At 36.2% G+C, this 10,380-nt stretch carries 9 protein-coding genes and 1 tRNA gene; 6 read left to right on the plus strand and 4 right to left on the minus strand.

Going from position 1 to position 10,380, the window contains the following annotated elements; translation table 11 throughout:
• From clpX to ABFC98_03280, 4 genes are all read right to left on the minus strand, one after another.
• Positions 1 to 751: ATP-dependent Clp protease ATP-binding subunit ClpX (gene clpX / locus ABFC98_03265; protein ID MEN6445047.1), on the minus strand; the 751-nt coding region annotated here is incomplete at its 3' end.
• A gap of 91 nt (positions 752 to 842) precedes the next feature.
• Positions 843 to 1,427 carry an ATP-dependent Clp endopeptidase proteolytic subunit ClpP gene (gene clpP, locus ABFC98_03270; GenBank protein MEN6445048.1) on the minus strand — a complete coding sequence of 195 codons (585 nt, stop codon included), beginning with the start codon at positions 1,425 to 1,427 and terminating at the stop codon, positions 843 to 845.
• Positions 1,427 to 2,716 (minus strand): trigger factor, encoded by a 1,290-nt coding sequence (locus tag ABFC98_03275; protein ID MEN6445049.1) that lies wholly within the window; start codon positions 2,714 to 2,716, stop codon positions 1,427 to 1,429. Before ABFC98_03275 ends, clpP begins: the two co-directional genes overlap by 1 nt.
• Positions 2,717 to 2,746: 30 nt before the next feature.
• A tRNA-Leu gene (locus ABFC98_03280) sits at positions 2,747 to 2,833 on the minus strand.
• Between the two features lie 426 nt (positions 2,834 to 3,259).
• Here ABFC98_03280 and ABFC98_03285 point away from each other — a divergent pair.
• The 6 genes from ABFC98_03285 to ABFC98_03310 all read left to right on the plus strand — a co-directional run.
• The gene (locus ABFC98_03285; protein ID MEN6445050.1) at positions 3,260 to 3,865 is read left to right on the plus strand and encodes a GNAT family protein; all 606 of its coding nucleotides are present in this window, start codon (positions 3,260 to 3,262) and stop codon (positions 3,863 to 3,865) included.
• Positions 3,866 to 4,978: a DNA polymerase III subunit gene (locus ABFC98_03290; protein MEN6445051.1), complete on the plus strand. Its 1,113-nt coding sequence runs from the start codon at positions 3,866 to 3,868 to the stop codon at positions 4,976 to 4,978. It abuts the gene before it with no gap.
• Positions 4,979 to 6,553, plus strand: a complete 1,575-nt coding sequence (murJ, locus tag ABFC98_03295; GenBank protein MEN6445052.1) for a murein biosynthesis integral membrane protein MurJ — start codon at positions 4,979 to 4,981, stop codon at positions 6,551 to 6,553.
• A complete protein-coding gene (gene uvrC, locus ABFC98_03300) occupies positions 6,529 to 8,343 on the plus strand; it encodes an excinuclease ABC subunit UvrC (GenBank protein MEN6445053.1) in 1,815 nt (604 codons plus the stop codon). Before murJ ends, uvrC begins: the two co-directional genes overlap by 25 nt.
• The gene (locus ABFC98_03305; protein MEN6445054.1) at positions 8,340 to 9,479 is read left to right on the plus strand and encodes an aldo/keto reductase; all 1,140 of its coding nucleotides are present in this window, start codon (positions 8,340 to 8,342) and stop codon (positions 9,477 to 9,479) included. Before uvrC ends, ABFC98_03305 begins: the two co-directional genes overlap by 4 nt.
• 147 nt (positions 9,480 to 9,626) lie before the next feature.
• Positions 9,627 to 10,380: hypothetical protein (locus ABFC98_03310; GenBank protein ID MEN6445055.1), on the plus strand; the 754-nt coding region annotated here is incomplete at its 3' end.

Genomic DNA, 10,380 nt, shown 5'->3' on the forward strand with positions numbered 1-10,380 from the left:
TGATAATCTTTTCCAGACCGAAGAAAGCTCCTCCGGCAATAAACAGGATATTTTTAGTATCCATTTCGATAAAATCCTGTTGTGGATGTTTGCGTCCACCTTTGGGAGGGACATTTACTTTCGTTCCTTCCAAAATTTTCAGAAGTGCTTGTTGAACTCCTTCGCCGCTTACATCTCGCGTAATGGAAGGAGTTTCTGATTTACGGCTGATTTTATCAATTTCGTCTATATATACAATTCCGCGTTCCGCTTTGGCAACATCATAATTGGCATTTTGCAATAAGCGCACCAGAATATTTTCCACATCTTCACCCACATAACCTGCCTCGGTTAAAGTAGTGGCATCAGAAATGGCAAAAGGAACTTGTAAAAATCTTGCCAGGGTTTGAGCAATAAGGGTTTTTCCGCTACCTGTGGGACCTATCATCATTATATTACTTTTTTCCAGATCAACATCATCTTCGTATTGCTGTTTGAAAATGCGTTTATAATGATTGTAAACGGCAACGGAAATTATCTCTTTGGCATTATCCTGTCCAATAACATATTGATCAAGATAGGACTTGATTTTGCTTGGGACCGGAGCTTCAAATGCTTCCTTTGATATATCTTCTTTATTTGTATCAATGATATTATGACACATTACGATACATTCATCACAAATGTTACCGGCAATGCCTCTAATCAAGTTTTTCACTTCATTTTCCGCTCGTCCGCAGAAAGAACAGGTTAAAGTTCTGTATTTATCCAAGGATTCCTCCTTTGTTTTGCATTTTTTAATATAACTATTAGCGTTACTTGTGTATTTTTCTTAATTCTGATTTAGTATAAATTTAGTCAAGCTATTTTCGCACTGAAATCACTTCATCTATTATTCCATAGTTCTTGGCTTCTTCAGCACTCATAAAATAATTGCGTTCCGTATCTTCCATAATTTTTTCGATATTTTGTTGCGTGTGCAAATGCAGAATTTCATTCATCCTACCGCGTAAATACAAAATTTCTTTTGCTTGAATTTCGATATCGGTTGCCTGACCTTGAGCCCCACCCATTGGTTGATGAATCATAATTCTACTATTGGGAAGGGCAGTTCTTTTTCCGGCAGCCCCGGCAGCCAATAAAACAGCAGCCATACTTGCTGCCTGACCAATACAAATTGTACTAACCCGGGGTCTGATATATTGCATTGTATCATATATAGCGAGCCCAGCGGATATAACTCCGCCCGGACTATTTATATACATATAAATATCTTTTTCGGGATCTTCACCTTCCAAATGAAGTAACTGCGCCACAACCGTATTTGCCAAATTATCTTCTATCACTCCGCCGACAAAGACAATTCTATCTTTCAGCAATCGAGAATATATATCATAGGCACGTTCCGAACGACCTACCTGTTCAATGACTATGGGGACAAAACTCATTATTCCTCCTTTGTATCATCCGATGCCATATCTAAATTTTGTTCATCTGGAGTTTCCTCTTTTAGCACAAATGAACAGGTCTTAGCAATTTGGCGTAAAAGAAAATATTCTTTGGCTGACTCGCGTAAATCCTCAATATTTGTATCTTTTTCTCTCTTTTCTTTATATGCTTCAACTGGAATATCGTTATAAATTGCCATATGAGTCATATATTCTTCCATCATATCGTCAGTAAGTTCTATAGGCATTTTTTGCAGGAGAGAATCGAGGATAAATGTTCTAATTATATCCTGCGTATACATAAATCTTAATTGCGTATAGAGGAAATTAGCCAATTGTTCATCTTTTACCTTGCCCATTCTATCCATCACCATATATTGAATAGTTTTTTCAGGTAGCGCAAAAGGATTTTCTGCAAAATATTCTGAAATGATGCCTGCATTTTCAATTTCCATATTAAAATGTTCATTTCTCAATCTCATTTCTTCGCTTATACTGGCTCTCATATCTTCCATAGAATCGTATTCCATATCTTTAGCTAATTCATCATCAAGTTCTGGCATAATTTTTCTTTTAATGGTTTGGATCACTATTTCACAGGGATATTCCGTTTCGTCTTCTATTTCTATATCAGCATACAAAGCACTATCTCTTATCTGCTTACCAGACAATTTCATCTGAACCGTATCTCCTTTATGATGGCCGATTAGTTCAGGCAATTTATTAGCTTCATCGGGAGAAGCACTAAAAGTAGCTAAAATAGTTTGTGTGTCATTTCCTTGCTGAACATTTATATCTACCTCTATTTCATCGAAACTTTCAACTGTCTCTACTTCTTTAACGATGCTGTTTTTCATCGCGATTTCATTAATGAAATCCTCTACTTTGTCTTCCAAGAGAATAGGTTTAATAGGAACGGTTAGGCCTTCAATTTGTTTCAATTCGAGGGTTGGTTCATATTCAATTTCAATCTTAATGGTCATATCATTGCCTTTTTCCCAGCTAATGTCTTTTACATCGGGATATAGCAAATAATGTATATCATATTCTTTAACCGCCTTCATAAATGCATCATAACAGTAATCGTTATAAAAATCTTCTTTAATCTTATCGGCATATAAGCGTTCCAACATATTAAGCGGAGCTTTTCCTTTGCGGAAACCGGGAATATTTACATCTTTAGAGACCTTATACAGATACTTTTCATAAGCATCACTAACTTCTTCCGAAGGGATGGTCAGGTTAATTTCTTTAGTCACTTCATTTAATTGTTCAAATGTTACTTGCACTATATTCTCCTGCTATTTATTTTTTATAATTGGTGCGAAAGAGGGGACTTGAACCCCTAAGAGGATAACCCCACTGGATCCTAAGTCCAGCGCGTCTGCCAATTCCGCCACTTTCGCATCTTTTTTAGTATAGAATAATCCAAAAAAATATAACCCTTCCTTCTGTCAAGTTCTGATTGAGAAGCATTGCATTTAAAATAATCCGTTTAGAGCAGGCAATTTTAACAAGGAAAATTGCAACTTTCTTCCTCTCTGCGTTCCATAACATTTTCCCTTCATCGTTGCCTGCTGATAGTTCATATATAGCAGAGATATTTGCCGTAACCATCCCATATCGCGATACGGGTTGGTTACCGGATGGTTAGGAGCTAAATTCCCGAAGCGGGTAGGGATTTCATTTATGCCATTTATTTAATAAGGTTCTCTATGCAAGAGCGATAAAATTTAAGCTGAGGAAACTTCTTGACACTTTGCCAAGGTTAGGAAATGAATGTCATAAAGGGTAAAAAAAGAACCCTAAATAACAAAATATGGGAGCTACAAATGAAATATTTTCGCAAACTTGTAGGAGAAAAGTGTTATCTATCGCCCATTTCTATGGATGATGTGGAAAAATACACGGAATGGTTGAACGATATGGAGATAGGTCAATTTGTAACCCTCTCCGACAAGATCATTGATGTAGAAAAAGAAAGTGAATTACTGCACGAACTAATGAAGCAAGATTATGTTTTTGCCATTATAGAAAAAGATACAAATAAAGTTATTGGCAATTGCGGTATCCATCAATTATCGCAAACACATAGAAATGCTTCCCTGGGAATTTTCATTGGAGAAAAAACATTTTGGAATCAAGGCATTGGAGCCGAAGCCACTAATTTACTGCTCGATTTTGGTTTTAACCTTTTGAATTTACACAATATCTATTTATCCGTTATGTCTTATAATAAACGCGCAATTCGTTGTTATGAAAAAATTGGCTTTAAGAAAGTGGGCGTGCAAAGGGAATTTATGTTCGTTTCAGGAGAATATCATGATGTGTATTTATATGATATGCTGGCAAGTGAATTTACCAGTCCTTTTATCAAAAAGGTCTTTCAATATAGTATAAGTGACGAAGCAGGCCGAAGCAAAATAAGCATTGTGTAAATGTTAAACCACATAAAAGGACAGGATAACGCTTTAGAGCTTTTACAAAAAGCTTATGAATATGATCGGATAGCTCAGGCATATCTTTTTTATGGAAATGACGGAGTGGGCAAATTCACAACTGCTTTGGCTTTTGGAATGGCAATTAACTGTTTGGCTATTAACGAATTAAAGCCCTGTGGCAAATGTGATTCTTGCCATAAATTTATGCAACTGGAACATCCTGATTTGATCTATATTTTCCCTACTCCAAATTTAAATTTATCTCCCGAAGGTGAAATTAGGAATTCAGATGCAATAAAACCCTATCAAAAATACCTGGAAAACAAAGTAAACACTCCTTGGGTAGATTTTTTCTTCAAAGATACGATAGAAATTCGCAAAGAAAATATCGCAATGCTCAGCAAACAATTAGAATTATCCATTCACGAAGCAAAATATAGAATTGTAATCATTGAAGATGCAGATATGATGAATAATGCCACTGCCAATGCTTTTTTAAAGACACTGGAAGAACCACCCGAAAGAACTATCATCATTTTAATCACTGAACGCATTCAAAAAATAATTCCAACTATCTTATCACGCACGCAACCTATTTACTTTAAACCTCTTACGCGTAAAGTGATGGAAGATATTTTGATAAACGATTTTGAAATAAGTGCATCCTCAGCCAGAACTGCTTCCAGAATCAGTGGAGGAAATTTAAAAACGGCCATTCGCATTGCTTCCGATAATATTTCTCTATCCAGTAACTGGGCTTTTGAACTTTTTTCTTTAGCCGCTGCTTCTAATGATTTGGGCTATTTTTCTTTGGCTGAAGCAAATAAAAAGTACCAAAAGAAAGATAAAATAATTGATCTACTGAAGTATATTCGCATCATTGCCAGCGACTTAGGCGCTCTTTGTAGTAATTCCGACGCGGAAATAACCAACATAGACAAAATAGATTTCTTAAGAAATGTTGCTGAAGCATATCCAGGTATTGATGACCGTCTTTATGATTTCTTACTTTTTCTGGAAGACCTAAATCGCAAAATTGAAGGAAATGTTAATCTGAACTTGGTGATGACCAATCTGTATCTTAATTGTAAACACTTACTAAAGCAATAAATGAAATCATCCTCTTCCAATAGAACTTTGGCAAAAAACATCAGTGTAATGTCCATTGGTGTTTTTCTCAGCCGCATTCTGGGCTTAATAAGAGACCAAGTGATGGCATATTTCTTTGGCACGACATATCTAAATGATGCTTTTAATGTGGGTTACAATATACCAAATTTGCTGAGACGCTTATTTGGTGAAGGTGCTTTATCCACAGCTTTTGTTCCTATTTATAATGAAATATCCATAAAAGGCGATAAAGATGAACAGATAGAATTTGCCTTAAATCTGCTGAGTGTATTAACCCTTATCCTCTGTATTTTAACTTTACTGGGCATTATTCTTGCTCCTCTGATTGTAAAATGCCTCTATCCTGGTTTGGCTGCAAAAACTTCTATTTTGGCTATAAAGCTCACCCGCATAATGTTTCCGTATCTATTTTTCATCGGTTTATCATCTACTTTCATAGCCATACTCAATTCTCATAATTATTTTTTTATGACAGGACTCTCTTCGGCTCTGCTAAATATAGGAATGATCGCTACAGTCGTAATTCCTTATTTTATATTAAAAGTGACGGGAGAGGAATTAATCATTTGGTCTGCCTGGGGAGTAATAATAGGAGGGTTTTTACAAACCATCATTAATCTGCCTTACTTAAAAAAAATCGGCTACCGCTGGGCTATCTATTTAAAGTTTGGTTCAGCCGCTTTGGTAGATTTATGGAAACGCATAATTCCCAGGAAGATAGGAATTGGGATAAGGGAAATAAATCTGATTGCCGATTCCTTAATGGCATCTTTTTTACCTATCGGTTCCATAACTGCCTTAAGCTTTGGAAATCGTCTGATGCAATTACCTTTGGGAATTTTTGCGATATCTGCCGGAACTGCGGTTTTGCCTTTTTATTCACGCTGCGTAACCAATAAAAATTATGAGGAGCTTTCAGAAAGCATTCGTTTTACAGGTCTTAATCTTGCTTATATAATGCTACCGGTAACCACAATTATTTTGGCTTTAGGTGAGGACTTCGTTAGAATTTTGTTTCAGAGTGGCGCTTTTGATGAAAGAGCCGTTTGGATGACTTCACAGGCACTCATTTTCTATTCTCTGGGCTTAATATTTTATAGTTTGAATCAGACCATTACCCCTGTATTCTATGCTTTTAAAGATACAAAAACACCCGTAAAAATTGCCATCCTGATGGTTACCTTAAATATAACGCTGAATTTCATTCTGATGCAATTTATGGCGCATCGCGGTTTGGCATTATCAACTTCGTTGACAGCAAGCGTCAATTACTTTTTGCTACTTTATCTCCTTAAAAAGAAAATGCCGGAAATATCTTATTCTGGCTTGCTAAGTAATATTGCCAAGACCATTCTAATTTGCATTTTTTTATACATCCTGCTTTATGAATGCCGCAATATATTTTTCGTTCAGGGCAGAATGGCTTTATTGATAAGAGATGGCATTCTTACCGTTTTGGCAATGGGATTATTTTACTTTGGAGCAATCCTGATTAAAATTGACTATGTAAACCAGGCAGTTAAAATTCTATGCAAACGCTTTCAAAAGAAATAGAAACAAAACTTTCTTTATTACCTGATCAACCGGGAGTATATCTCTGGAAAAATAAAGAAGGAAGCATCATCTATGTAGGTAAAGCGATAAACCTTAAGCATCGCGTTAAGAGTTACTTTGCCGCTACTGGCAAAGATATAAAAACAGAACACTTGGTAAGAAATATTGCCGATCTGGAATATATCATAACCAACAGCGAAGCAGATGCTTTTATCTTAGAGGCAACATTAATTAAACGATATCGTCCCAAATACAATATAATGTTAAAGGACGATAAACAATACCCTTTTGTCAAGATTACGATAAACGAACCTTTCCCCCGCATTTATATAACTCGGGAATTGAAAAAAGATAATGCTAAATACTTTGGTCCCTATACCGATGTTCGTTCTTTACGCAAGACCTTGCTTGATTTGGAATGGATATTTCCAATGCGAAGCTGTAATAGAAATATTCCTAAGATCAAATACAAACAGCCCTGTATGAATTATCAGCTGGGGAAATGCCCCGCTCCCTGCACAGGTTATATAAGCCAGAAAGATTATGCCATAACGGTGAACCGTTTGTTGCGTTTCTTTGGTGGGCACTATTCTGATTTGCTGGATGAATTGAGAGCTGATATGCAAAATGCGTCCAGTGCTTTAAAATTTGAAGAAGCGGCAAAATTAAGAGACCGGATAACAGCCATACAGAATATTCAAAAACATCAATCGGTGTTTAATCTCGATGGAAGAAATATCGATATAATCGGCTTGTATCAAGAAGATAACAAAGCTGTGTGTGTAGTGTTAAAAATGAAGAATGGCACCATCATTCATCAGGAAAATTATCCTCTGACAAATCTGGACTATGAAAATCCCGATAGCATCTTGGCAAGTTTTTTACAACTATACTATACTGACAAAGAAGAAATGCCCGATGAAGTTTTATTGCCTTTTACACCGGTTGATATGGAGAAGCTTAATTCCTGGCTGGGAAATAAATTACAAGTTCCCCAAAGAGGAGAAAAAACCAAACTGCTGGCGATGGCAAAACGCAATGCTTTTAATATTGTGGAAGAAAGTAAGCTGGCTTATATGCGAAAAGCAAACAGAACTATCTTTCCCGTTCAAGAACTGAAAGAAGCGTTAAAATTAACAAAACTCCCCCGCAAAATTGTCTGTATGGATATTTCAACTATTCAAGGCAGCGATACTGTATCTTCAGCTGTCTTTTTTGAAAACGGAAAGAGCAAAAAAAAATTTTACAGACACTTCATCATCAGAAGCATAGATACTCAAAATGACTATGCCGCTATGCAGGAAACAATGACCCGTTTTTTAGCTGAGACCCAAAAAAACGAACAAATGAAACCCGACCTGATAATCATCGATGGTGGAAAAGGGCAATTATCAGTTAGCGAACAAATTCTCCGCAATTACGCTAAAAATGATATTAATCTGATATCTTTAGCTAAAAGAGCGGAGGAGGTCTTCGTCCCCGGAAACGAACAATCCATTATTCTACCCCGTTCATCTTCCGCTTTGCGTTTGTTGATTACAATTCGGGATGAGGCACATCGCTTTGCCATTACTTTTCATCGTCAAAAAAGATCAAAAAGAACTCTGGAAAGCGCTCTCGAAAAGATTCCAGGCATTGGTGAAACAAACAAATTTTTACTCTTAAAAGAACTTGGCAGCATAGAGAAAATCGCTCTTGCCGATATCGAAACATTATCAAACATCAAAGGAATCGGCAGAAAAACAGCTGCCAAAATATATAATTACTTTCATAATGAGGAACAAATATGAAATATCGTAAAATGCCCCACTCCCGTGATAAACTTTCCGCTCTTGGTTTTGGCTGTATGCGCTTGCCTGTGGATAAAGACAATAAAATTGATGAAGAACAGGCGCTCGCTATGATGCACTTCGCTTATGAAAATGGAGTGAACTATTATGACACTGCTTGGACATATCATAATGGAGAAAGTGAACCTCTCTTAGGAAAATTCATCACTCAAATTGACCGTAGAAAAGTGTTTGTGGCAACAAAACTTCCCTGCTGGTTAGTGAAATCCAGAAAAGATATGGATACTTTTCTAAATGAACAACTTCAGCGTCTGCAAACTGATTATGTCGATTACTATCTGCTGCATTCATTAACGCAAAAATCTTGGGCTGAGATGAAAAAAAACGGAGTAGCTGATTTTCTTGATAAAGCCAAAGCAGACGGTAAAATTAGATATGCCGGTTTTTCCTTTCACGATAATTACCCAATTTTTAACAAAATCCTGCAATCCTATCCTTGGGATTTCTGCCAGTTTTTGCTAAACTATCTGGATATTAATTATCAAGCAGGATTTAAAGGTTACAAATCAGCCGTGCAAAAGGATATCGGGATAATAGCAATGGAACCTCTCCGCGGAGGAAAACTTGCCGGACCTCTTCCTGAAAATGTGCAAGATATCTGGAAAAAAAATAATATCCGTTTAAGCCCTGTAAAATTTGCTCTTAAATGGGTGTGGAATTTGGAGGGATGCCAGGTCTTATTAAGTGGGATGAGTTCTTTGGAACAGGTAAAAGAAAATGTGCATTATGCTGCATTATGTAAAGCCAATACATTGGATGATAAAACATTAGCAATATATCAATCCGTAAGAAAAGAATTTTTAGCTCGCATACCTGTTATGTGCTCCGAATGCAGATACTGTTTACCTTGCCCCCAAAAAATCGCGATTCCGGATATTTTTGGAATCTATAACGATGCAGTTATGTTTAGTGATAAAGCACGCCATAAAAGAGAATATGAGATGTTCATTCCGGAAGAAAGCAGAGCAGATAAATGCATTGCTTGCGGAGAATGTCTTGCTAAATGCCCCAGGCATATTGATATTCCATCCAATATGGAAGCCATAACTAAATATTTCGGTTCCAACTCGAAGTAAGAGTTACATTGTGTATCTGCTTGATTACTAATATGATAGTATAATTAGTATCAGTGTTTGATTTATATGGTTATAATCATCTCATTCGCATATATATAATTATGTCTGTTAGTTCATACCTTAGACACTCTTTTTTAATCTTGCCCTATGCAAAAATGGCACTTGACAGACAATGACCTTCTGAAAAAGAATAATATTATGAGCACAAAGTATCTACTTTACAGTTTGATAACGGCTGTAATTATCGTTAGTATTTATCAGATTATTGCCGTTGGCAGGGTAAATTACCCGGAATATAATTTGAAGGAAGGTCAGGTTTCCGAGGTGGAAATTATAGCTCCTTTTGATTTTCCAGTTTTGAAATCTTCCCAAGAACTTGCCATAGAAAAAGAACAGGTAATTTCCGGAATAAATAAACCATACGAATTATCTGATGAACCTATGTTTGAGGCAATTAGTGCTTTGGATAGTATCTATAGCATTATCTGTTCACAAGATCCAACTTTAGATCTACATAATGTTGTTTCCGATCTGAAACGAAATGGATATAATTTTTCTTACGAAGGCATTGGTTTTGTGATGCATTCTTCCATTAGAGATAAGGTTTACGAATCATTGCGGAAAGATATTGGAACTTTATATAAACAAGGCATATACGAATCCTTTCCGGCAGATAGTATCTTTATAAACCAAAATGGAAAATTGAAAAAAACCAATATTCATACATTCCTCTCCCTATCTTTGGCTAAAGAAGAGCTTGCTAAAAAATATCCAGAAGCCAAAACATTCGTTTTGGAATTTGCGGAACAATTTATCAAACCAAACCTATTGGTGAATGAAGAAAAATTGAATGAATTAAGCCAAAATTCATTGGAATCGGTGCAGCCAAATGAAGGAATGG

This window comes from Candidatus Cloacimonas sp., from assembly GCA_039680785.1.
Classification (GTDB): Bacteria; Cloacimonadota; Cloacimonadia; order Cloacimonadales; family Cloacimonadaceae; genus Cloacimonas.

Bases quoted from the DNA above. Each gene is read 5' to 3' on its own strand.
- clpP (MEN6445048.1), bottom strand. From the start codon at position 1,427: ATGAGTTTTGTCCCCATAGTCATTGAACAGGTAGGTCGTTCGGAACGT.
- ABFC98_03285 (MEN6445050.1), top strand. From the start codon at position 3,260: ATGAAATATTTTCGCAAACTTGTAGGAGAAAAGTGTTATCTATCGCCC.
- ABFC98_03290 (MEN6445051.1), top strand. From the start codon at position 3,866: ATGTTAAACCACATAAAAGGACAGGATAACGCTTTAGAGCTTTTACAA.
- murJ (MEN6445052.1), top strand. From the start codon at position 4,979: ATGAAATCATCCTCTTCCAATAGAACTTTGGCAAAAAACATCAGTGTA.
- uvrC (MEN6445053.1), top strand. From the start codon at position 6,529: ATGCAAACGCTTTCAAAAGAAATAGAAACAAAACTTTCTTTATTACCT.
- ABFC98_03305 (MEN6445054.1), top strand. From the start codon at position 8,340: ATGAAATATCGTAAAATGCCCCACTCCCGTGATAAACTTTCCGCTCTT.